Origin of the sequence: uncultured Porphyromonas sp. (genome assembly GCF_900541275.1) — a bacterium.
Classification (GTDB): domain Bacteria; phylum Bacteroidota; class Bacteroidia; order Bacteroidales; family Porphyromonadaceae; genus Porphyromonas_A.
Genome location: NZ_UQJH01000009.1, coordinates 22,145 through 44,694, shown reverse-complemented (window position 1 = coordinate 44,694; position 22,550 = coordinate 22,145). Strand labels below are relative to the sequence as shown.

Annotated in this window: 17 protein-coding genes; 13 read left to right on the top strand and 4 right to left on the bottom strand. The window is 56.1% G+C overall.

Going from position 1 to position 22,550, the window contains the following annotated elements; translation table 11 throughout:
* Nucleotides 1-47: 47 nt before the first annotated feature.
* A complete protein-coding gene (locus QZR17_RS05405; protein WP_297128658.1) occupies nt 48-1,574 on the bottom strand; it encodes a calcineurin-like phosphoesterase family protein in 1,527 nt (508 codons plus the stop codon).
* Between the two features lie 286 nt (nt 1,575-1,860).
* Between QZR17_RS05405 and QZR17_RS05400 the strand changes: the two genes are divergently transcribed.
* Entirely contained in the window at nt 1,861-5,037 is a 3,177-nt protein-coding gene (locus QZR17_RS05400; RefSeq protein ID WP_307983355.1) for a carboxypeptidase-like regulatory domain-containing protein, read from the top strand.
* A gap of 791 nt (nt 5,038-5,828) precedes the next feature.
* On the opposite strand, the gene QZR17_RS05395 is transcribed toward QZR17_RS05400, so the two are convergent.
* Together QZR17_RS05395 and QZR17_RS05390 are read right to left on the bottom strand one after the other, a co-directional pair.
* A complete protein-coding gene (locus QZR17_RS05395; RefSeq protein ID WP_297128653.1) occupies nt 5,829-8,126 on the bottom strand; it encodes a TonB-dependent receptor in 2,298 nt (765 codons plus the stop codon).
* Between the two features lie 67 nt (nt 8,127-8,193).
* Nucleotides 8,194-8,640 (bottom strand): type I restriction enzyme HsdR N-terminal domain-containing protein, encoded by a 447-nt coding sequence (locus tag QZR17_RS05390; RefSeq protein ID WP_297128650.1) that lies wholly within the window; start codon nt 8,638-8,640, stop codon nt 8,194-8,196.
* A 37-nt stretch (nt 8,641-8,677) separates the two neighbouring features.
* Between QZR17_RS05390 and holA the strand changes: the two genes are divergently transcribed.
* Nucleotides 8,678-9,727 carry a DNA polymerase III subunit delta gene (gene holA, locus QZR17_RS05385; RefSeq protein WP_297128648.1) on the top strand — a complete coding sequence of 350 codons (1,050 nt, stop codon included), beginning with the start codon at nt 8,678-8,680 and terminating at the stop codon, nt 9,725-9,727.
* A gap of 34 nt (nt 9,728-9,761) precedes the next feature.
* Nucleotides 9,762-10,364: an NUDIX domain-containing protein gene (locus tag QZR17_RS05380; protein ID WP_297128645.1), complete on the top strand. Its 603-nt coding sequence runs from the start codon at nt 9,762-9,764 to the stop codon at nt 10,362-10,364.
* Between the two features lie 18 nt (nt 10,365-10,382).
* Here QZR17_RS05380 and QZR17_RS05375 read toward each other — a convergent pair whose 3' ends face one another.
* The gene (locus QZR17_RS05375; protein ID WP_297128642.1) at nt 10,383-10,700 is read right to left on the bottom strand and encodes a DUF4298 domain-containing protein; all 318 of its coding nucleotides are present in this window, start codon (nt 10,698-10,700) and stop codon (nt 10,383-10,385) included.
* 99 nt (nt 10,701-10,799) lie between these two features.
* Here QZR17_RS05375 and QZR17_RS05370 point away from each other — a divergent pair, with 99 nt between their 5' ends.
* The 10 genes from QZR17_RS05370 to QZR17_RS05325 all read left to right on the top strand — a co-directional run bounded on the left by QZR17_RS05370 (nt 10,800) and on the right by QZR17_RS05325 (nt 22,513).
* Nucleotides 10,800-11,534 carry a tRNA threonylcarbamoyladenosine dehydratase gene (locus tag QZR17_RS05370; protein WP_297128640.1) on the top strand — a complete coding sequence of 245 codons (735 nt, stop codon included), beginning with the start codon at nt 10,800-10,802 and terminating at the stop codon, nt 11,532-11,534.
* The gene (locus tag QZR17_RS05365) at nt 11,531-12,238 is read left to right on the top strand and encodes an ABC transporter ATP-binding protein (protein WP_297128637.1); all 708 of its coding nucleotides are present in this window, start codon (nt 11,531-11,533) and stop codon (nt 12,236-12,238) included. The genes QZR17_RS05370 and QZR17_RS05365 overlap by 4 nt, the downstream gene beginning before the upstream one ends.
* Nucleotides 12,222-12,902 carry a helix-hairpin-helix domain-containing protein gene (locus QZR17_RS05360; RefSeq protein WP_297128635.1) on the top strand — a complete coding sequence of 227 codons (681 nt, stop codon included), beginning with the start codon at nt 12,222-12,224 and terminating at the stop codon, nt 12,900-12,902. The genes QZR17_RS05365 and QZR17_RS05360 overlap by 17 nt, the downstream gene beginning before the upstream one ends.
* A gap of 142 nt (nt 12,903-13,044) precedes the next feature.
* Nucleotides 13,045-14,466 carry a C69 family dipeptidase gene (locus QZR17_RS05355; protein WP_297128631.1) on the top strand — a complete coding sequence of 474 codons (1,422 nt, stop codon included), beginning with the start codon at nt 13,045-13,047 and terminating at the stop codon, nt 14,464-14,466.
* 259 nt (nt 14,467-14,725) lie between these two features.
* The gene (locus QZR17_RS05350) at nt 14,726-16,108 is read left to right on the top strand and encodes a TolC family protein (protein ID WP_297128629.1); all 1,383 of its coding nucleotides are present in this window, start codon (nt 14,726-14,728) and stop codon (nt 16,106-16,108) included.
* 14 nt (nt 16,109-16,122) lie between these two features.
* Entirely contained in the window at nt 16,123-17,148 is a 1,026-nt protein-coding gene (locus tag QZR17_RS05345; RefSeq protein ID WP_297128626.1) for an HlyD family secretion protein, read from the top strand.
* Between the two features lie 11 nt (nt 17,149-17,159).
* Complete coding sequence (locus QZR17_RS05340) at nt 17,160-18,329, top strand: ABC transporter permease (RefSeq protein WP_297128623.1); 1,170 nt, start codon at nt 17,160-17,162, stop codon at nt 18,327-18,329.
* The gene (locus QZR17_RS05335; protein ID WP_297128619.1) at nt 18,319-19,527 is read left to right on the top strand and encodes an ABC transporter permease; all 1,209 of its coding nucleotides are present in this window, start codon (nt 18,319-18,321) and stop codon (nt 19,525-19,527) included. Before QZR17_RS05340 ends, QZR17_RS05335 begins: the two co-directional genes overlap by 11 nt.
* Before the next feature lie 919 nt (nt 19,528-20,446).
* The gene (locus QZR17_RS05330) at nt 20,447-21,037 is read left to right on the top strand and encodes a DUF3575 domain-containing protein (protein WP_297128617.1); all 591 of its coding nucleotides are present in this window, start codon (nt 20,447-20,449) and stop codon (nt 21,035-21,037) included.
* Between the two features lie 6 nt (nt 21,038-21,043).
* Nucleotides 21,044-22,513, top strand: coding sequence for a DUF3868 domain-containing protein (locus QZR17_RS05325; protein ID WP_297128615.1), 1,470 nt, complete (start codon nt 21,044-21,046; stop codon nt 22,511-22,513).
* The last annotated feature ends 37 nt before the right edge of the window (nt 22,514-22,550 follow it).

The following is a 22,550-nucleotide window of genomic DNA, read 5'->3' as shown; positions in this document are numbered from 1 at the left end:
AGATCGTCGCAAGACAATCTCTCTGCCTTAAGTTTTGGTGTCAAAGGTCAGCGCTTTATAGATCGAAAAGTGGTCTCCGACATATACTCACGACCATAAGAGTCTATCGTGCGGACCTTGATGATATGCTCACCGGGAGTGGTCTTGCGAGGAAGCCCTGCACTCCAGATATGTGAGCAGATAATAGGATTATTGGGTCGCCGACCGTCCTTAAGTGTATCTCGCTCCTCATCGTACTCCATCACCATTTGAGCGTAAGATGGGTCAGGCAGCAGCACCTTGGTCATAGGTCTCCATTCACCTCCATCAATCGAGTACTCCACGATGTCACCCACACGTCCCATGAAAATATTTGCCGTCAGTATGCCTCTCCCGTCGTCCGCGTCTACGACCCTCGTATTGTATAGTCTCATCCCCATACTAGGATCAGCACCCTGCACCTCATATCTAAGCTTGTAGTCTGTCCCATTGACATCAATATAAGCGAAGCCCCTTGGGGTCCCGTCCCGCATAGTGCCGTCAGGACACTTAGGATCTGCATGGAAGTCACCTGACCACCAATCGCCACAGACGGTGCCGACATTATACTCATGGAGAGGCTTGACACCATACCAGCCCTCTTCGGGACCAAAGAAGTGGTGCATCTGATAGTGGGTGTGAGCAGAGAGAAGGAGGACGTTCTCGAAGGGCCTCAATAGCTCAAAGAGCTGACTCCGGTCCCGAGTGTTGAATGAGTCTCCCGACTCATTAAAAAGTGGGATATGCTGGGCGATGATCACAAGACGATCGTGAGGTACATGTTTGAGATCGTTCTTGATGAAGGTTAGCTGGTCCTCTCTGTATCCACCCCAATATTGTGACTCCCCTTTTGGGTCCGGGAAGAGGATATCGTCTAGGACTAAGAGATGCACCTTGCCATAGTTTACGGCATAGTTCTCAGGTCCTAGTACCGCACGGAAGGTCTCCGAGGCTAGACTGTCGTCCGCAACGTCCTGATTGTGGTCATGATTTCCTATCACGTGATACCAAGGAAGACCAATCCTGTCTATGGCGCCCTTATAGTCTGGGAGGAGGTCGAGGACATTATTGACCAGATCTCCTAGGGTGATCCCAAAGGCTGCCGACCTGGTGCCCTCAAGCTCATCGATCACACTTCTCTGCAAATACTCGACTTCCTTCTCATTGGAGACCTGTGTGTCCCCGAAGAGGAGTACACTGAAGCTATTCTCCTCAGTGGGATCAGCGATGAGACCGAAGTCTACTGACCGAGGCAGTGGACCGGTCGGCTTAATCCCCGTATACTTCAGCTTCTTCGATGAGCCCTTCTCGCTGTGGACGTAGTAGGACTTAGACTGTCCCTCTCCGTCTGCGAGAAAGCGATACCCCTTCGGCTTGATCACGAAGACGACACCTGATGGACCCATTGGCAGGTTATAGGCGCCATCTGAGGAGGTGAGTACCACCTCTCTGCCGTTGGATACCGGGATGCCGGATAGACCCCTTTCGCTGCTGTCCCTGAGGGCATTGATATTCCTATCCTCATAGACGAAACCGCTTACGTTCTGACCCCGCATTGTGATGGAAGCGAGTGATAGGAGTGTTACTGTTACCGCTAGGATTGATCTTTGGTGTGACATTGTTTAGAGTTTGAAATGATTAGACCATATTTACGTATTGCAAAGGTGCCAATACACTTTGACGATCTGCCTACAAATCTGTGACGATACGGATACTCCTATACTAATTTTGTATTTGCCTCTCTCTGTGACAATTCTTATGTGTTTTGAGATTAGTTCGTAAACAAATCGTCATACGCATCGTCTATTTTTGTCCTCGAAATGGATAAAGTCCGTAAAGAAAATGACAAGTAAGATGACTCTACAAGCAAATCTCAGGCTCAGGGAGCTTTTGCTCCTATTGACTTCAGTACTCTTGCTCAGCGTGTGTCTCCACACATTGAGGGCACAGACTACCCTTGCTACTATCAGTGGGATGGTGTATGATGAGGAGGATCTGGCACTCCCGGGTGCTATCGTCAGGCTTCGGAATGAGTCTACCGGATTTCGGCAGACCACGGCGACCGGAGCAGACGGGAGATATCTTTTCAGGGAGGTCCCCCTTGGGGGTCCCTACGTAGTCTCCGTATCCTATGTGGGGTATAAAGACCTGTTCAAGAATGGGTATACCCTCAATCAAGGGAATGCATTGAGTGTGGACTTCCACTTTGGCAGTCACTCTGTCAACCTGGATGGGATCACCGTGGTTGCCAATTCGCTCAAGAACGAACTTCCCAATGTAGGGGCTGCCACATCCATCTCCACTGGAGACATCGCTCTGCTGCCGGTCGAGGGGCGAAATTTTACCGGACTGATGGAGCTCTCGCCCCTGACGAGCGGAAGCAGCCTCGCAGGGCAGCTCCAGAGCTCTACCAATTACACAGTCGATGGTATGACTTCCAAGAGCACCTATTCCTCAGGTACAACCAATAGGGGACCTTACTCCATCTCTATGGAGGCGATCCGTGAATTTGAGATCGTCACTAATCGCTATGACGTTACCTTTGGGCGATCAGGAGGAGGTACCGTCAGTACCGTGACAGAGTCTGGGACAAATGATCTGCGAGCAAGCGCATTCACTTTCATACGTCACAATGTGCTAGCAAGTCCCTTCGATGCCTCGGGCAATGATCGTACGAGTGAGTATTCTATCTATCAGTATGGTGGGTCAGTAGGAGGTCCGATCATCCGTGACCGGCTGCACTTCTTCTTCGCCTGGGATCATCAACGGGATGCCAGACCCCTTAGGATTGCAGATATTCACAGTGTTGACGAGGAGCGCCGGTATAGTGTCTCGCAGGAGACGCTAGATGCATTTCTCGATATTGCCCGGACCAAGTATGGGGTCGGCGAGGGAGCTCAGTTTGGCTCCTTCGACAAGATTCGTCACTCTGATGCCCTATTCGCACGACTTGACTTTCAGATCAATGAGGACAATCTCCTCACGGTAAGAGATAATTTCGTCCGTGACTTCAATCGTCGAGGAGTCGGTGATCGAGGATACAATATCAACCTCCTAGAGGTCTACGGGAGCCACTTATCGATGGACAATAACCTTATGGTCCAGCTCCGGAGCAAAGTCGGGGCCTCGATGACCAACGACCTGAAGCTTCAGTACCTCCACGTCTTGGACCATGGCACTCCGGGGGAGGAGCTCCCGAGAGAGAATATACCTAGAGCTATAGTTGAGAATGTCGTCTCCACCGTAGATGGCAAGGAGGTCCGCAAGGGGTTCCAGATCGGAGGACAGCGGTACTTACCAGAGAAGTTCAGCGATGATGTTCTTCAGTTGGTCGACAATTTCTATATTGATCGTGGACCTATGCAGTACCTTGCAGGAGTCGACCTAATGTACACCCATATGTCCTCCCTCATTACGAGTGAGCAAAACGGTGTTTTCTACTTTTCTGGTCTGGACGACTTTAGAGACATAAAGCCCTACCGTTTTGCTCGAGAGGTCCCCCTGGTGGACGATCCTACAGTGCGACAGGGAATACTTTTTGCTGCTATCTACGGTCAAGTGACAGCACAGATAGGAGGGGGACTCACCCTGATGGGAGGCCTGAGAGGTGAAGGCACTTTTTACTTCAATAAGCCTGCCCACAACCCTCTCATCAAGCAGGAGCTTGGGCTCGATACTGACAGAGGCGTCCGCAGTCTCCTCCTGCAGCCTCGTATGCAGCTCACATGGGATATCGGAGAGAGAGGCACCGACTTCTTGCGTTTCGGGACGGGGCTCTTCGGCTCAGCCATCAATAACTACTCTATGATTAATAATCTTCTCAATGATGGAACCAAAGTTGGTGCTGTAGATATCAGGCAGGATCTGCCGGTGCCCGACTTCAAGGGTTATCGTCAGGATCCCTCCACAGCTCCTGGTCGGGAACTACCGATGGTCTCTACGATTAATATGAATAGCCCCCATGTGCGTGTCCCCTATGTCATCAAAGCCAATCTCTCCTACTCCCACTTCTTCTCCAATGCGCTCAAGGTCACAGCGACCCTTTACGGCTCTTGGACGAGGAATAACTACTTCTACGTTGATCGCAACATGGTGGAGAAGCCCTTCTTTACCCTCTCTCAGGAGGCCGGTAGAGGAGTTTTTGTTCCTGCTGAGACGATCAAAGGTGGACGACCTGACTGGAGAGAGGGACGACTCAGCCCCAGGGTTGGTCGTGTCCTCGAACTCATCAGTGAGGGACGGGTCAATCAGTATGCACTAGTCCTTGATGCTGTCTGGCACTACTACAGAGATGGTGTACTCAATGTCAGCTACACCCTCGGCGATACACGGGACAACACCTCATACAACGGAAATGTCGCCAACTCTGCCACCCTGTATTACCAGGTAGTGGATGATCCTCGCGATCTCTCGCGGATGAATTACTCCAATAATCACTTCCGCCATAAGGTCGTCGCCTATGGAGCCTTACCTTCTATCTGGGGAGTGTCTGTAGGTATGCGCTTTAGCGGGATCGCCGGGCAGAGATACTCTATGACGGTCAATGGTAATGTCAATGGAGACTTTGTCGACAGCAACGACCTCGCCTATGTCTTTGATCCCGACGCCCCAAGCACCCCCAATGAGATCGCAGATGGCCTCACTGAGATCCTCAATAATCCCGAAGTAGATCCAGGGTTCAAGAAGTATCTCAAGAGTAGCTTCGGTAAGGTCGCCGAGCGCAATGGAGGGGAGCAGGGATTCTATGGAACGCTTGACCTCCGCCTCACCAAGGACTTCAAGGTCTACAGAGACCACCACATAGAGCTGTCGCTTGATCTATTCAATGTAACTAACCTTCTCAATAAAGCCTGGGGAGTGGATAAGAGACTGGGGAGCACTGTCGCCCTCTATAATATCAAGGGTTTTGACCCTGTCACTAAGGCTTATCAGTATCAGGTTAGACCCAATGCTGGTATGCCCTTTTACTCCGGTAATCCATGGCAGATCCAGCTCGGAATACGATACCGCTTTAGGTAACTCGTACCTAGGACTATCTTCCTTCGGGGCACTTCGGCGCAGACCCGGGGTGTCCTTTTTTTGTATGATGGGCATGTCATACATCTGTGGTGAAAGTCCACTCGGGGTGTAGTTGCCAACGAACTCCATAGCGACTTGCAATTCTCAAGGGGTGACCCTTGTGAGAGAAGAAGCAATAGCGAACTCGTGGCCTGACGAACAGAAACCTAATACAAAAGTGTATCAAGCGGACAAGCTGTCCAAAGACAGTTAAGATCCAAAAGGCAACCGTAACCTTGACGCGTCAATTAGGCAGATAAACGATGAAAGATGTAAGGCTTATCCCGTGAGGTCTCGGCAGTCCATTGAGGATAGTAACAACGAATGTCGAGGAGTCAGCAGAGGTCGAAGTAGCAGTTCTCGAGCAGGATAAGACGAAGGACAGACGTTAATCAAGAATGTATGTTCCGATGTTATTGCTGACGGGTGGCAACGGTCAAAATGTCAATGCTAGCGACCACAAAGAGCTAAGCACGCATGCATCGGAAGCGGCAATTAAGAGAGACGGAAGATAAAACTAATCGAATATGATTAGACACTCTTTGAAAAAGAATTAAACCGCCGAATGCCAGACGGCACGTACGGTGGTGTGAGAAGGAAGGAAACGAAAGTAGGTCAGAAAACTTTTGCTTCCCAAATGACTCGCTCTTTATGCCCTCTCTACAGTCGATCCCATTGCCATCAGTCCCTTTTTACCTTAGTATACCTCTCGCTAATACCGATATTAGACTTGTCGCTTCCCGCAGGCTGTCTCAGAGCCGATTGCGCTCGGAGGACTTGACGGTCGACCGGTGCTGCTTGTTTTCCTTGGAGCTAAAGCGCCATGTGATCGTCGCACTGATGTACGATAGGTCTTGATCCTCCACCTGTGCGAACCCTATGTCCCCTATCTGCGTGGCGTACCTGCTGATGTGCTTCCGCAGTGGGTCGTGCCACTTGAGCGTCAGGTCAAGTCCCTTACTCGGCAGGGAGCCGTGGATGCTGAGGTCTATGTAGTGCACCGGCTCCACAAGGAATATACCGGAGTAGCCCTTGCCGACATAGGTATAGTCCAAGCTCATATCCACGTGGTCGAGAATCAGGCTGTTGCCCAGGTGGAGGTATGGCTGTGGTCTGCTCAGTCGCTTCACTTCATCTCCGACCCTTACTGCGGCTGAGCTGCCGAAGAGTCCGAGCGAGATATTCGGGTTGTAGACTCCGTATCTGTGATTGAAGTTGGCTAAGAGGGAGCCGCTCCAGTAGTCCCCCTCAAAGTTGTCCCACGAGTTAATGAATCGATGTCGGTCAGTCGGATCGGTCCTGTAGGTGACGAAGATCGGATCCTTGGTGCGGGTCAGCTTTCCGCTCACGTAGAAACTCCTGACAGACGCGACGTACTGCAGTGTGGTCTTGAGCTGTCTCTTGAGGTCGGGGTTGCCTACCTGACTATTGTACTTATTGAGGTAGTAGGTGCTGTTACTGAGCTGTCCGAGGGAGGGTCTCAGAGCAACGGATCGGATGCTGAGATTGTGAGACCATATCCCGGAGGAGAAGGAGAGGGCGAAGTAGGGAAGTATATTTCCATAGCTTGCGACCTCGCCGGTCTCTGACATCTCTGTACGCTGGTACTCGTATCGCAGTCCCCCACTTAGTGAGACCTTGTCGAGGGAATGGGTATACTCTGCATAGAGGGCATTCACTGTCTCGTCGTATCCGGCCTCCTTGTCTGTCATACGGGGGAGTCCGGTGGTGGTCGCGGAGAGATGGATGAGATTGACCTCGTCCCCCACCAGTAGGTTGCCGTGCTCACCGAGACTATAGTGGACCTGACCGATACCTGCCAGCAGTCGATACCTGCTGCCATTGGTGGTGGTGACCCGGCGAGAGGTCTCGCCGGGGGTGCTCTCATCGACAGACTGCTGGCGATCCGCCCGAGTGTCGAGGTAGTCGGCTGAGAGGTCTACCCTGAGCCGCTCCGATAGGGTGTATCTCCCGGTCAGAGTGACCTGGCTCTGAGATCCTCTCTGGGATAGAGAGGAGTGTGAGCTGCTTGTGAGACGCCGCGTGCCGGACTCCGAGATCTCATACGATGCATCACCGAGGTCTTGCATATGGTAGCTGTCCCGACTGCCGTCAAGCGTCACTTCCCATCTCTTACTTGGTCGGTACGAGATGCCGGTCCCCATCGACAGGGTGTTCATATAGGTTTTGCTGAGGAGGAGGGTTCTCATATCCTCTCGCGGAGGTGCCCATTGGGTATAGGTCATGTCCTGACGAGCAGCTCTGCCAAATCTATTGTATTCCAAGTTGCCGAAGAGACTCACCCGGTCATTTTGGTAGGCGAGGTTGCACCACTCTCGGTGGGAGTTGAGGTGGTTGCGCGTGTAGCTTGCACCGAGTGTGGAGGAGAGCCCTTGGAGACGCTCATTACTCTGTATCTCGACGACCGCGCCCGTTGTGCCGGGATACTTCACTCCGGGATTGGTGATCAGGGAGACGGACTTTACTCGCTTAGGGTCCAGCTGCCTGACTTCCTCCATGCGACGTACTTTTCTCCCATTGATGTAGTACGTCACGCTTCCTGACACGAGAGACCGGAGGCTGCCATTATCGTCCACTATGCCGGGGAGCGTGAGGAGCAGGTCTTTCATGGAGGCTTTAGTCGCGAGGATTGTCCCCTCCACAGACATGCGTAAGCCGCCGGAGGTGGGGCTGAGGCTCTTCCGCTCACCGATCACCATGAGATCGTCAAGGAGGGACGGATCAGCGACCAGTGGGATCACAAGTGTCGATGTGGTACTCTCCACGCATCTGTAGGAGGCTTGGTATCCCAGCGAGGAGATGCGTAGGAGGGCAGGCAGGCTCACCCCGTCCAGCGTGAAGCGCCCCATCTCGTCTGCAACCAGCCCGTCTATGACGGTGCTGTCGGAGGGGTTGCAATGGGCGATGGTGGCGAAGGAGATACCCGCTCCCGTCTCATCCACCACCTTGCCGGCTATCGTATGATCTTGGGCGATTGCCGGGAGGGAAAGTATGAGGAGGAGTAGGCTTAGGGCAAGTTGTCTTTTCATGGCGTACATGGTGATGATGACAGACTTATTTTGTGCCCCAAAGATACTTTTTTTACAAGAGCCTATGTCAGGGACAGTCTCTCCTCGTGAGGGTGAGGAGCTCGGGGTAGGAGGGGAGGCGGGCGAGGAGGCGGGTCTCCTCGCCGTCGTAGCCGACGAGGTAGGCGTAGATCTCTCGCCCATTGGTGATCACCAGCACGGGGACCCGGAGGACTGAGTTGTACCTGTAAATCTGCTCCAGCACCGCATCTGAGAGGCGGATGGAGGGCGCCTTGTACTCGATGATCATCAGCGGCGACCGGTCAGGGGCGATGACGAGTGTGTCGCAGCGACGGGAGAGCTTCCCTACGCGCAGCGCCACTTCATTGCCCATCAGCTCGTGCGGATAGCCCAGCTTGTCGATCAGGTGGCGCACGATCCCCTGCCTGACTCCCTCCTCGGGGGTCAGCGCCACCTCCTTCCGCCGGAGGGGGTCGTAGACCATTGGTCGCTCGCTCGCTCTACTTTCCGTCATAAAGGGTATATTTGTCTCAGAAGTCATCACTACCGCCATGCCCTACACTAAAGAGCCACAGAGTGTCCTCGCCGCGATCGACTCCACCAAGGAGCCGTACCGCATCTACCTGCTTACAGGAGAGGAGGAGTACTTCATCGACAAGATAGAGAAAAAAATCGAGGCCACCTATATGCCGGAGGAGGCGAAGGACTTCAATTACACCCTCCTCTACGGCACCACGGCGACGCCCTCTCAGCTCCTCACTGCAGCACGGCGCGCACCGATGATGGCGAAGTACACCCTCACGGTGGTCCGGGAGGCGCAGGCGATGATGCAGGGTGGAGGAGGATCGCTCATGGAGGTGCTGGGCAACCTCGTTGATCACCCGGTCCCCTCGTCCATTGTGGTGCTCTGCTTCAAGGGCGGGAAGAAGCCCGCCCGCACCCTCAGCGTGATCAAGAGCCTGACGAAGTCGGTGGGGCTCTACGTGGAGTCGCCCGAGATCCGGGACTACCAGATCAGTGGCTACATACGTCCCCTCGCCCTCGAGCACGGGCTGACCCTCACGCCGGAGGCGGTGCAGGTGGTGGCGGAGCATATCGGGACCGACGTCACCCGACTGGATAGCGAGCTGGCGAAGCTGGCACTCGCCCTTCCCTCAGAGGTGCGCGCTCAGGTCACTCCCGAGCAGGTGCTCACCTACACGGGGCTCAATAAGGAGTACACCGCCTTTGACCTCAAGCGCGCCCTCGCCCGTAAGGACCGGCGGCAGTCGCTCATCATCGCCCGCTCACTCTCGGAGGACAGCAAGCGGGTGCCGGTGCAGATGATCATCCCGACGCTCTTCTGCTACTTTGCCGACCTGCTCACCGCCTATTATGCCCCTCAGCCACGTACAGAGCAGAGCGTGATGGGCTACCTCGGTATCAGCTCTTCCTTTTTCGTCAAGGACATCATGCTCGGGCTGCGGAATTATCCCGCCCGCCGCGTCGTCGAGATCATTCACGCCCTGCGCCACTCGGACGCCAGGAGTAAGGGGATGTACAGCGACCAGGGCGATCCGGATGAGATACTGCTGGACCTGGTGCTGCTGATCCTCAATTGATACAACCTACCAAGCGAGTCATATAAAAGTTATTATGGAGAAGAAAAATGTAATCACCACTCCTGCAGGGGCTGCCGCTGAGCATCCTCTGGAGCTCTTTGCCCACTGTCCCAAGTGTGGCAGCCCTCACTTCACGGTCGTCAATGCCAAGGCGAAGAAGTGCGAGGACTGCGGCTTTGAGTACTACGCCAATGCGCAAGCTGCCTGTGCCTGCTTCATCACCGACCTGATGGACAATATGCTCGTCGCCGTGCGCGGCAAGGAGCCTGCCATCGGTACCTACGATCTGCCGGGAGGCTTTGTCGATATGGATGAGACCGGTGAGGAGGCGATGGCGCGTGAGCTGCGGGAGGAGACCGGCATCGATGCCTTTGGCGGCCTCCGTGGAGGGATCCACAGACCACCGAAGTACCTCTTCTCTCTCCCCAATCTCTACCTCTACTCCGGGATGACGCTCCACACGCTGGACCTCTTTTACCACCTCAAGGTGGAGTCCCTCGTGCCCTATGTGGATCAGGCGGGAGACGACGTCGCCAGGCTGCTCATCGTCCCGACACGCGAGATCGTGCCGGCAGACTTCGGCCTCCGCTCCATCCGCCGGGCGGTGGAGATGGTGCGAGAGGAGCACTACTTCTGATCCCGGTCCGAGGGGAGGCTAGGACTCCAGCGCGGCAAGTGCGGTGCGGAGGAGCTCCTTAGCCAGCTCCTGCCGGTCGCTGATGTAGTCGTACACCGCATCCTCGGAGAGGACGCCACGGATGAGATCATCAGGGAGCTCGCCCCTCTCGTCCGCCTCGTAGTCCTCCATCCAGTCGCCACCCTGGTAGTACTCCTCGAGGATGCGAGAGTCCTCAAGGGCCTCTCTCCACTGCTTGCAGGCGGCGGAGAGTCGGGCTGTTGTCTCGACGCAGCGGTCGAGGCGCTCCTCCATGATCCGGATCCGCTCTACTCTTTCTCTTGTCTTTGTGTCCATTTCTATTCCATCTAGTGTGATAGTCATCTGTCGCAAAGTTCCGAATAAAAGCAGACCTACGCCCTATGAAGCGGTGGAAAATCGCTACCTTTGAGACCTATGAAAGAAGAGGATCATACATTTGACCGGCTGAGGTTGCTGGTCGGGGCGAAGGGCTGCGAGCGACTCTCGAGAGCGCACGTGCTGGTGCTTGGGCTCGGGGGCGTCGGGGGCTTTGCTGCCGAGATGGTCGCCCGGGGTGGAGTGGGGCAGATGACTATCGTCGATGCCGACGTGGTGACCCCGTCCAATATCAATCGCCAGATCATCGCCACGCAGCCGGTGATCGGTCAGTCCAAGGCCACCCTCTGGCACGACCGCCTTCTCTCGATCAATCCTGCCCTGCGGCTGGAGGTGATCGCTGAGTATCTGCGGGATGAGCGTATGGAGGAGGTGCTCTCGGCAGCCCCATACGACTTCGTCATCGATGCCATCGACACGCTGGCGCCCAAGGTCTTCGCCATCGCTTATATGCAGCAGCACGGGATCCCCTTCGTCAGTGCTATGGGGGCGGGTGCCAAGACCGACCCGACGAAGATCCGGGTGGCACGCATGGATAAGAGCTTCAATGACCCGCTCGCCAAGATGATCCGCAAGCGGCTGCGCCACCTCAGGGTCAAGCTTGACTTCCCCGTAGTCTTCTCGACTGAGATACCAGTGGAGGAGGCCATCGTCCTGACGGAGGGGGAGCAGAATAAGAAGTCCACCCCCGGCACCATCTCCTATATGCCACCGATGGTGGGGGGCTACTGCGCCTACGTGGCGCTTGATCACCTATTACACCCTGAGTCATGAGCAGCACACCAACTGATGCACCCCTGATGGAGGTGCGGGATATCTACAAGAGTTTCGGTCGGCTGGAGATCCTGCGGGGCATCAGCCTCGAGCTCCATCGGGGAGAGATCCTCGCCATCGTAGGTGCCAGCGGGGCGGGCAAGACGACGCTCCTGCAGGTGATCGGCACACTCGATGCCCCTGATCGGGGGGAGGTGATCATCGGGGGCGAGCGGCTCTCAGCCCTCTCGGGGGACCGGCGTGCCGCCTTCCGTAATCGTCACCTCGGCTTCGTCTTCCAGTCTCACCAGCTGATGCCCGAGTTTACCGCTGTGGAGAATGTCGCCATCCCAGCGATGATCAGCGGTAAGAGCCGTCGCGAGGCGATGGCTGAGGCAGGTGAGCTCCTTCGCCGTCTCTCCCTCGGTGATCGGCTAGACCACCGCCCGGCGGAGCTGTCGGGAGGAGAGAAGCAGCGGGTCGCCGTGGCGCGCGCGATCATCAATCACCCCGAGATCGTGCTGGCGGATGAGCCTACCGGCGCCCTCGACAGCGTCCGCAAGCGTGAGCTCCTCGAGCTCTTCCTCCGGCTGCGCGAGGAGGAGGGACTCTCCTTCATCGTCGTGACGCACGACCGGGAGACGGCGGAGATCGCTGATCGGTCGCTCCTCCTGAGTGATGGTCGGATCGTAAGCGAGCAGGGTGGCGATGTGGCTCCGATTTAATAAGAGCGACCGGGTGGTCCTCATCCTCCTCGTCGTCCTGATCCTCTCCTACGTGCTCTACTCCGGCGTGACGGCGAAGGGACTCCCCGGTATGACCGAGATGCCGGACACCATCCCACCACTGCAGCCGGTGGTCGACACACTGCCTCCCGCTACTCCCACTGCACCTGAGGCGAAAGGGGAGAGCGAGAGTACCCACGCTCCCATTCGCACCGACCGCTATCCCGGTCCTCCGCCCGAGTCCAAGCGGGCAGAGGCGTACCTCCCCAAGCTCAAGCCCGGCGCCACCATTGACCTCAATAGCGCTGACACGACGCTCCTCAAGCGCGTCCCCGGCATCGGTAGCTCCTTTGCCCGCCGCATCGTCAAGTACCGCGACCTCCTCGGCGGGTACTACGTGGTGGAGCAGCTCCAGGAGGTCTACGGCATGGACCGGGAGCGATACGATGCCATCCACCCCTACTTCACGGTAGGGACAGCGGTCAGGACCCTCACCCTCACCATAGACAGCATCAGCTACCACCCCTATCTCTCGTGGCGCCACAAGCGCACCCTCCGCAGGCTCTTAGAGGAGGAGCAGCCCCTCGACTGGTCGCACCTGATGGCCACCGGAGACTTCACCCGCGACGACTCCCTCCGCCTCGCGCCCTACATGCCCTTCTGAGAATAGGCTTTCAGAAAGATTAAGGGAAAAAGGTGGGTGAGCCACGCCTTTTTCCCTACATTTGTTGGGTTGCGAGATCGCAGGGCGGTCTTCGCGCCAAGTGACATCAATCATTTTTACACAAAAACCATATACTTATCTCATGAAAAAACAAACCAAGCGCTATCCCTCCGAGTGCACCACCATCATCGTCGGCAAGGAGCTGATGGAGGACGGATCGATGATCGCCGCCCGCTCCGAGGACTGGGACGCCATGGTGGCAAAGAATCTGGAGATCTTTGAGACCACGGAGAATGGCCCGGAGGAGTTTATCGCCAAGGAGACCCCCTTCCGCTGCAAGCTCCCCAAGCGTCGCATCGGCTACTCCGCCCTCTCCCCCTACCACCTGCACGGCGAGTGGGGAAGTGCCGGCTTCAATCGCGAGGGCGTCGGCATGAGCGCCACGGAGAGTATCTTCAGTAGCGAGAAAGTGCTGCAGTACGACCCGCTCGTGGAGGATGGTCTGGCGGAGAATTCGGTCTTCAATATCGTCCTCCCCTACATCACCACAGCGCGTGAGGGCGTAGAGCGTCTCGGCTCACTGATCGAGAAGCACGGCATCGCTGAGGGCTTCGGCATCAGCTTCATCGACGAGCACGAGATGTGGTACCTCGAGACCGCCTCCGGTCACCGCTGGCTCGCCACCCGCATCCCCGAGGACAAGTACTTCGTCTCCGGCAACCAGAGCCGCTTCCGCGACTACGACCCCAAGGATAAGGCCAATTACCTCGCCTCCGAGGACCTGATCGACTTCGCCAAGGAGCACCATCTCTATGAGGGCGACTTCGACTTCCACGAGGCCTATGCCCGGGATGAGAAGCTCGACACCACCTACAGCTACCCGCGCGTATGGTACCTGCAGCAGATGTACACCCCCTCTAAGAAGCAGGACGTGACGAAGAACGACTTCCCTGTCTTCCTTAAGTCGGATAAGAAGCTCACCCTCTGCGACATCAAGAAGGGCTTCCGCTCGCACTACAACGACACGGAGCACGATCCCTACCTCCACTGCAACCCCAAGGAGCCGTGGCGCCCAATCTCGATCTTCCGCACCACACAGACCCACATCCTGCAGCGTCGCCCCGGCCTCCCCAAGGAGATCGGTCAGATCGACTATATGTGTGAGGGAATGGCAGCGCTCGGCATCTTCCTCCCGCTCTACGAGGGGATCAAGTCTTACCCCGAGGCGTACCGCATCGGCGGTGGTGAGTCGTGCAATAAGTCGGCGTACTGGAAGTTCCGCCACGTCCAGATCCTCGGCATGACCGACTACAATCGCTACGCCCCGGTGATCCAGGAGACATATGCTCAGCTCGAGGAGGAGATCGCACAGCGACAGAAGGAGATGGAGCAGGAGTACCTCGCCATCTACAAGGATCGCCCGCTGGCTGCACAGGACCTGCTGCAGAGGTTCTCCGATGGTATGCTGACCCGCGCCCTCGAGGTGACGGATGAGCTGACGGAGCGCCTCTTCACGCTCATCGCCCTCCACATCGGCGAGACCTACGAGTTCCACGGCGCCTGATCGGCAACTAACTAAGTCCTAATAGCGGGGAGCCTGTGGCCGATGCATCGGTCGCAGGCTCCCCGACTATTGTATGGCGTCTTGTGTCCCGGAGTGAGATCCTAATTGGGCGACCCCGGGTGACCGGGTAGGAGTGGGGAGAAAATTTCGGATCTTGATTTAACCTTTTGCACAGATGTGCATCTGAGTTCCGTATCCGTTCCCCGATTTGCTGACAATTGGCGGGGTGGATCATTTACCAGAGATGATGAGTATTGATATGAGAAATCTGAAGCGTGTCCTCGAGGTCCTTGTCCTGACGATGCTGGCGACTCCTGCCCTTCTTGCTCAGGAGCCGGTCTACTCGCTGGAGGACTGTATCCGTATGGCGACCGAGAGTAACGAATTGCTGAAGGCTGAGGAGCTGAAGGTCGATGCAGCCAAGGCAAAGAAAGGTGAGGTGGGGGTCAACTTCTTCCCCAAGGTCTCCCTCGGTGGGGTCTACTCCCATATAGAGGAGCCTCTCCAGCCGATCGACTGGGACCATGCGCTTCTCGGGCTGGGGCAGTACCTGCCGGAGAGGATCAAGGATAAGACCGCCATCGACCTCGGTAATACGAGAGTGGGGACGGTCTCCTTTGTGCAGCCGATCTTTATGGGGGGTAAGATCTTTAATGGCTATAAGATGGCCTCCTCGGCGGTCGACCTTGCCGGTATCATGGTGGAGACGAAGGAGCGAGAGCTGGAGCTGAGTGTGGAGGAGACTTACTGGCAGGTGGTCTCTCTCTCGGGTAAGCTGGAGCTGGCGACGAAGCTCACCTCTCTCCTTGACGAAGCGGTGGAGAATGTGGACCTGGCGGTCAAGGAAGGAGTGGCCACTGAGGCAGATGCGCTCTCCATACGGGTCAAGCAGAGCGATGCCAATCAGTTGCGGCTCAAGGTGGAGAATGGTCTCTCCCTCTCCAAGATGCTGCTTGCCCAGAAGTGTGGCATCGAGCTGGAGAGCCACTACCGTCTGGCGGACGAGGTGACGATCGATGGGGCCCGTGATGAGGTCTCACAGACGCCTATCCTCCTCTCTGATCAGGAGATCGCCTCCGGCATTGCGGCACGACCTGAGGTACGGGCGCTCGAGACGGCGGATAAGATCTTTGCGGCCAAGGAGCGGGTGGAGCTGGCGGACGCCCTCCCCAAGCTGGTCCTCCTCGGTGGCTATACCACCATTAACCCCAATCTCTTTGCCGGGATGCAAGATGAGTATGGTGGCAGCTGGCATGTGGCACTCGGTCTGCAGATCCCCCTCACGGACATCTATACGGGGATAACGAAGCGGAAGGGTGCCGCCGTTGAGCGGGAGATCAAGCAGAGACAACTGACGGATGCGAGGGAGAAGATCAATCTCCAGATCCATCAGCTCCTCCTGACCAATCAGGAGGCGTACAAGCAGCTCTCCGCTGCCCGGCTCAACCTCAGCAGTGCCGATGAGACCCTCCGGCGGGCTCAGCTGGGGTACAAGGAGGGGGTGATCCCACTCCTCGGACTGACGGAGGCTCAGACCTCCTGGTCCGCTGCTTACGACCGATATATCGACGCTGCCATCGCACTGAAGTCCAGTGAGAGCAAGATCAGGCACTACGTCCCCACGGCACGCTTTGTCAAATAATAGTATTTAGGATAATGGTACAGACAGAAGAGAAGAGCTCCCTCTCAAAGGAGCTGAGACATAAAATGGTGGTCACCATCGTCACCACCCTCATCGTTATTGCTCTGGTGGCACTTGCCGGATTTGTCTTTTTCTCCCCCCGGGAGTCGGAGGTGATCGGGCATGTGGAGGTGGATGAGATCCGCATCTCCGGTAAGGTGCCGGGTCGTATCTCGGAGTATCTCGTGGAGGAGGGGCAGATGGTCCGTAAGGGCGATACCTTAGTGCGCATCTACTCGCCTGAGGTCTACGCCAAGCGGGAGCAGGCGGAGGCTATGCGTGCCTCGGCCCAGGCGCTCAATCGCTCCCTCTCCGGCGGCAGCCCCGCAGAGGTGCAGGAGGCCGCCCATCAGATGTGGCAGAGTGCCAAGGTGACCCTCGAGGTGGCTCAGTCCAGCTTCCGTCGTGTGGAGAATCTCTACAAGGAGGGTGTCGTGTCGGCACAGAAGTATGATCAGGCGCGGGCGCTCGTAAAGTCTGCTGAGGCTGCGGAGGCTGCGGCTAAGAACCGCTACGAGCTCTCCCGCAAGGGGGTCCTCTCCGATCGCACAGGTGCCACCCAGGGGCTGGTAAGCAATATGGATGCGATGCTCAAGGAGGTGGATCTCTACGTACAGGAGGGGGCGCTCACATCGCCCCTCGATGGTCGCGTCACCGATATTGTCCCCCACGTGGGTGAGCTGGTCGGCACCGGGTCTCCCGTGATGAATGTGGCAGATCCCACCTCGTGCTATGTGGTCTTTGCTCTCAGCGAGGATCGTCTGCCGGGCATCCATAGAGGCACTACGCTCCGGGGGACGATCCCCGCACTTGGGGGTAAGGAGTGCACCCTCAGGGTGGTTCATCTCAAGGATATGGGGATCTACTCTGTCCGCAAGGCGAAGAAGCCTACGGGGCAGATAGACTTCCGCACCTTTGAGGTAAAGGCGGAGCTCATCGATGACATAGAGGATCTGGAGCCGGGGATGAGTGTCGTTATCGATAGGTCTCACCTAAAGTGAAACATCGTCTCGTGAGTACATCCTCTCCTTTCCTCAGAGTGATGCAGCGTGAGTGGAGGCTGGTCTCCACCCACTCGATCTACTTTGCAGGGATGATCGTGGTGCCGATGTTCTTTGCTGTCTTCCTCCTTACCCTTATGGGTGAGGGGCTGCCGGGCGATCTGCCGATCGCTGTCGTGGATCTGGATAATACGTCCAATACGCGGCGGCTGGTGGACAATCTTGACAGCTTCTCCGAGAGCCACGTGGTGCTGAGGACGGCAAACTTCACCGAGGCACGTGAGCTGATGCAGCAAAATGAGGCTTTTGGCATCCTCGTCATCCCCCGAGGATTCACCGAGAAAGTCTCCTCCGGCAAGCAGCCCACCATCAATTATTACCTCAATTACCACTCCATCATCGGCGGAAACCTGAGCTATAAGAACCTCCGCATGATCAGCGAGATGGCTAATGGGGCCGTGGGGCTCCAGATGGGGACCCTGATGGGCAAGACGGAGACGGAGATCATGGCCAATGTGATGCCGATCGTCGTCAAGGATCAGATCAAGGGGAATAAATGGCTCAATTACTCTGTCTACCTCAGTAATATCCTCATCCTCGGGATCATACAGCTGCTGATCATGCAGGTGACTGCCTACGCTGTCGGTGTGGAGATCAAGGCTGAGTCTGCCCAGGAGTGGCTGGAGACCGCCGGTGGTAGCATGCATATCGCCCTTGCCGGGAAGCTGGCTGTCCATACGCTCATCTGGCTGGTGATTGGGTCAGCCTGTCTCGGGATGCTCTACACCTTCTGTGGCTTCCCCCTCGCCAATGGCTGGGGACCTATGTTGCTTGCGCTCTTGCTACTGATCCTTGCGGCTGAGGCGCTGGGCGTTTTCTTCATCACCCTCGTCCCGATCCTGAGACTCGGAGTGAGTCTCGCGAGTCTCTTCGGCGTGCTGACCTTCTCTATTGTCGGCTACTCCTTCCCTCTCGATGCGATGTACTCTCCCTTCGTCACCCTCTCTTACCTCTTCCCGATGAGGTATTACTATATGATCTACACCGATCAGTCGCTCAATGGTTTTCCCCTCGCGCTGAGCATCCCCTACTACCTGGGGCTGGCAGCCTTTGTCCTCCTGCCGCTGCTCTGCAGACGCAACCTCAAGCGTGAGCTCTTAGAAGTGTCTTATGTCCGATAATAAGTGGCGGCGGAGACTCTCCCTCCTCCATACCGATACCAAGGCGATCTGGCGAACGGAAATCAATGCGATCAAGGGGGACGCCGGTGTGCTGCTCTTCTTCTTTTTCGTCCCGATCGTCTACCCCTTCCTCTACGCAGCCTTCTACAATACCGAGGTGGTCGAGGAGGCAAAGCTGGTCATGGTCGATGAGGACAATAGCGCCCTCTCTCGCGAGTACATACGACGGGTGGATGCCTCGCAGGAGGTGGATGTGGTGGCTGTCGTCCCGACGATCGAGATGGCTGAGGAGATGATCATGGATCGGGATGCCTATGGCTATGCGCGGATCCCGAGGGACTTCCAGGCCGATCTCTATAGGGGCGAGGACCAAGTCCATGTGGAGCTGATGAGCCTCGGGAATGTGCTGCTGTACTACAAGAACTATATGGTGGCGCTCAATAATAATGCCCTCCAGATGGGTGGGGAGATCCATGCGGAGCGTGCCGGGAAGTCGACCAAGGCGCTGACCGACATAGAGGTGCGCCCGGTCTATCAGGACGGGAAGGGGTACTACAATCCCGTGGGCGGCATCGGTACCTTCCTGATGCCACCGATACTGATCCTGATCCTCCAGCAGACGCTGATCATGGGGATATGTATGCTGGCGGCTACAGCAAGGGAGAGCAATGACACGCACTACCTCATCCCGTCGACGATCCATGGGCCGATGCGGATGGTGATTAATAAGAGCATCATCTACTTTGTCCTCTACCTGCTCCTCAGCATCTGGGTGCTCTGCATCGTGCCGTACTGCCTGCGGATCCCTATCCTGACGGACCCGCTGAGGATGCTGATCTTTATCATCCCCTACCTGCTGTCGGTGGTCTTTATGTCGATCGGTCTCTCCTTCCTCTTCAAGAGACGTGAGGTGGTGCTGATCTACATCGTCCCGCTGTCGCTGGTCTTCTTCTTCCTCACCGGCGTGGTGTGGCCGTGGCAGAATATCCCCGCCTTCTGGAAGGCTCTCGCCTACTTGGTCCCAAGTACGCATGCGGTGCAGGGGTATATTGCCCTGCTGGGTACCGGTGCCTCCCTCTACGACATCCTGATACAGTGTAGGGCTATGTGGGTGCTGACGGCGCTCTACTTCACGATCGCCTCCATCGGCTACTACTACCAGTACCGCCATGGGCACCGGCGGAGGGACCCTGCGTGACTGCCCCCTCTTCCTTATGGGAAATTCTTTTACCGATATTAGTCGCGCCTAATATCGGTAAAAGAAATCCCTAATACCGATAAAAGAATTTCCTAATACCGATATTAGATGCACCCCTCTCTATGGGAGGAAAAAGGGGCATGCCGCAACCAAAAGTGGATAGATAAGGAGCCCCGGCCGCCTCATGCTGATGGCCCCTGAGGGCAATAAAAGAAGAGGGTGCGCCATCCCATACGGATGGCGCACCCTCTTCTCATATGGAATAAGCCCCATGGTCCCGGGAGAGGAGCCCTGTGAGGGGCACTACGCAGCCCCCACCGGGAGGCGCACCAGTAGCCTCTCTACCGGCAGCAGGCGACCCCCTTCATGGGACGCATATATATATATGTATCGACTGCGTCCCGGTGGTTACCAGCCTCGGTGATGCTTGATTTGTATATACGTGTTACTAATAAGTTGCGGCTCATATATCCATTTTGTCAAAAAATAGGCCCTGATGGAATTTATGGATTTTTCCATCGGTATTTGGGGTTCTTCACTTAACGCAATCCCCGATGGGGACAAGGTTTTAGGGTTACATAAAAAGTTGTGTTCCTTGCTGGAGCTACTCGGTTGTTTGTGAAAGTGAGATAAATATGCGACCTGTGGGTCGCGGAGAGATATATTAGTGTCTTCTTCCATTAATGTAGATTTTTTTTTCTATCCTAATGGATGAATGATTAAACAGATCTCTGCTTTTTTGATTCAACTTGAATTACTCCCTACTTCCGTAAGGTAACTCTCCTGCCGTAAGGGTGTTTCTCGGAAATATCTGTTGTGATCAAGGTTAGGATAATTGTCATCAGCGACACCAGGTACCCGCTTCTCTACTTGAGGCTGTACAAGGTGGTCGGATGATCTATGCGAGTTAGTAAAAAAGATGAGAATAATCCACGTGTATCGACTTGCGACTCTCCTCGGGGTCCTCACTGCTCTCTTGATCGGTAGCAGGGCGGATGCTCAGAGGGTAGCCCTCAAGACCAATCTCCCCTACTTAGCTGCCACAAGTCCCAATCTTGGGCTCGAGCTGAGGGTGGGGCGTCACTCCACGATCGACCTCGGTGGCGGGATGAGCCTTTGGAAGTTTGACGAGGCGACGACCCTCAAGCACTGGCTCGTCCAGCCGGAGTACCGCTACTGGATCTGTGAGCCTATGAATGGTCACTTCGTGGGACTTCATCTCCACGGCGGTCAGTACAATATAGGTGGGATCAATATCCCGATCGGACGGCTCAAGAAGCTCAAGGAGGAGCGGTACCAAGGCTACTTCTACGGAGCCGGTCTCAGCTATGGGTATCAGTGGGTGCTGTCGAGTAAGCTCAATCTCGAGGCTTCCCTCGGGGGCGGATATGCGCGGATCTGGTACGAGCGCTACCCCTGTGCTGCCTGTGGCAATAAGTTTGGCGAGGGATTTTACAATTACTGGGGCCTCACGCGCGCCACGCTCTCACTCGTTTACTTCCTTAATTGATAGATCATGAAACGCAGACTACTCTATATCACGACCACACTCCTCTTGCTCCTCGCACAGACTGCGATGGCTCAGGAGGTACTTGATATCACTCGCGCTGAGTCCGGTGTCACGGATGGGAAGATGGTGGTCTCCTTTGACCTCCATCTCGATGAGGTGGAGCTGAGACCCAATGACCTACTTGTCCTCACCCCGATCCTTACAGACGAGAGCGGGACGGAGAAGGTCCGGCTGCCGCAGATCGTCCTCTCCGGCAAGACCCGCTATAAGGTGCTGAAGCGGACAAAGGACTTCCGGCACCCGGTCCCCTACGATAAGCACCCCTACTATGAGGATATGCGGGACAATGGTCGGCCCCTCTCCATCAATTACTCTCAGGTAGTACCTCTCCAGTCGTGGATGCGTAAGGGGCAGCTGAGGCTGATCTCTGCCCTGACCGGGTGTGCGTACTGCGACAAGGAGACCCTCACGAGGACCATCATCGACCGTCTCGTCAAGGAGCCCTACAAGCCCGACTATAAGCTCACCTATATCGTCCCGGAGGCTGAGCCGGTCAAGGCGAGAGCTGAGGAGCACACCGCGCAACTCAATTTCGTCGTCGCCAAGCACGACATCGTCAGAGGGCTCGGCAATAACGCCCTCATCCTCGATGAGGCCGATAAGATCCTCGGTGACCTTATGGGAAATAAGGACCTCACGCTGACGAACCTGCAATTCACCGGCTGGGCCTCTCCGGAGGGTAATCAGAGCTACAATCAAGCTCTCTCCGAGCGACGTGCCCACAACTTTGCTGACTATCTCATCCAGCGACATGGTCTGGATCGGTCCCGTGTGCGTATCGTAGGAGGCGGTGAGGACTGGAGGGGCGTCCGCGACTTAGTGGCGGACTCCTACCTCGCTGACCGGGATCAGGTGCTGCGGATCATCGATAGTGGCATCGACTATGACGCACGGGACGCTCGGCTCCGCCAGCTCTCTCGGGGAGCGACCTACACGCAGATGCTCCAGGAGATCTATCCCAGGGTGAGGCGTACCGTCTACCGCATCGCCTATGAGGTGCGTGCCTTTGACGTGGAGGAGGCCAAGGAGGTGATCAAGAGGGATCCCAAGCTCCTTTCACTCAATGAGATGTACCTCGTTGCTCAGACCTATGCACCGGACAGCCCTTACTTCAAGGAGGTCTTTGACATAGCAACGCGCATCTACCCGGATCAGCCCATAGCGGTCAACAACGCCTCCGCTGCCGACATCGAGGGAGGGAACTACGAGGCCGCCATCCACCGGATGCAGAAGATCAGCGGGGACGCTCGGGTATGGAATAATATGGGTGTCGCCTACGCCAGGTCCGGCAACCTCGAGACGGCCAGGCGCTACCTCGAGCAGGCGACCCAGAGGGGCGATCAGCTCGCCAAGCACAACCTCGAGGAGCTCGATAAGGTGATCGAGGACCAGAAGGAGAGACAAAACCAAGACTAAATTGTATCATTTCATAAATCTTTTCCATTTTCACAAT

What these genes read in the sequence shown, in the direction of transcription:
- QZR17_RS05355 (WP_297128631.1), top strand. Translation starts at nt 13,045, where the DNA reads ATGAAAAAACAAACCAAGCGCTATCCCTCCGAGTGCACCACCATCATC.
- QZR17_RS05375 (WP_297128642.1), bottom strand. Translation starts at nt 10,700, where the DNA reads ATGGACACAAAGACAAGAGAAAGAGTAGAGCGGATCCGGATCATGGAG.
- QZR17_RS05360 (WP_297128635.1), top strand. Translation starts at nt 12,222, where the DNA reads ATGTGGCTCCGATTTAATAAGAGCGACCGGGTGGTCCTCATCCTCCTC.
- QZR17_RS05335 (WP_297128619.1), top strand. Translation starts at nt 18,319, where the DNA reads ATGTCCGATAATAAGTGGCGGCGGAGACTCTCCCTCCTCCATACCGAT.
- QZR17_RS05345 (WP_297128626.1), top strand. Translation starts at nt 16,123, where the DNA reads ATGGTACAGACAGAAGAGAAGAGCTCCCTCTCAAAGGAGCTGAGACAT.
- QZR17_RS05325 (WP_297128615.1), top strand. Translation starts at nt 21,044, where the DNA reads ATGAAACGCAGACTACTCTATATCACGACCACACTCCTCTTGCTCCTC.
- QZR17_RS05390 (WP_297128650.1), bottom strand. Translation starts at nt 8,640, where the DNA reads ATGACGGAAAGTAGAGCGAGCGAGCGACCAATGGTCTACGACCCCCTC.
- QZR17_RS05400 (WP_307983355.1), top strand. Translation starts at nt 1,861, where the DNA reads ATGACAAGTAAGATGACTCTACAAGCAAATCTCAGGCTCAGGGAGCTT.
- QZR17_RS05350 (WP_297128629.1), top strand. Translation starts at nt 14,726, where the DNA reads ATGAGAAATCTGAAGCGTGTCCTCGAGGTCCTTGTCCTGACGATGCTG.
- QZR17_RS05330 (WP_297128617.1), top strand. Translation starts at nt 20,447, where the DNA reads ATGAGAATAATCCACGTGTATCGACTTGCGACTCTCCTCGGGGTCCTC.
- QZR17_RS05370 (WP_297128640.1), top strand. Translation starts at nt 10,800, where the DNA reads ATGAAAGAAGAGGATCATACATTTGACCGGCTGAGGTTGCTGGTCGGG.
- QZR17_RS05365 (WP_297128637.1), top strand. Translation starts at nt 11,531, where the DNA reads ATGAGCAGCACACCAACTGATGCACCCCTGATGGAGGTGCGGGATATC.
- QZR17_RS05395 (WP_297128653.1), bottom strand. Translation starts at nt 8,126, where the DNA reads ATGAAAAGACAACTTGCCCTAAGCCTACTCCTCCTCATACTTTCCCTC.
- holA (WP_297128648.1), top strand. Translation starts at nt 8,678, where the DNA reads ATGCCCTACACTAAAGAGCCACAGAGTGTCCTCGCCGCGATCGACTCC.
- QZR17_RS05405 (WP_297128658.1), bottom strand. Translation starts at nt 1,574, where the DNA reads ATGCGGGGTCAGAACGTAAGCGGTTTCGTCTATGAGGATAGGAATATC.
- QZR17_RS05380 (WP_297128645.1), top strand. Translation starts at nt 9,762, where the DNA reads ATGGAGAAGAAAAATGTAATCACCACTCCTGCAGGGGCTGCCGCTGAG.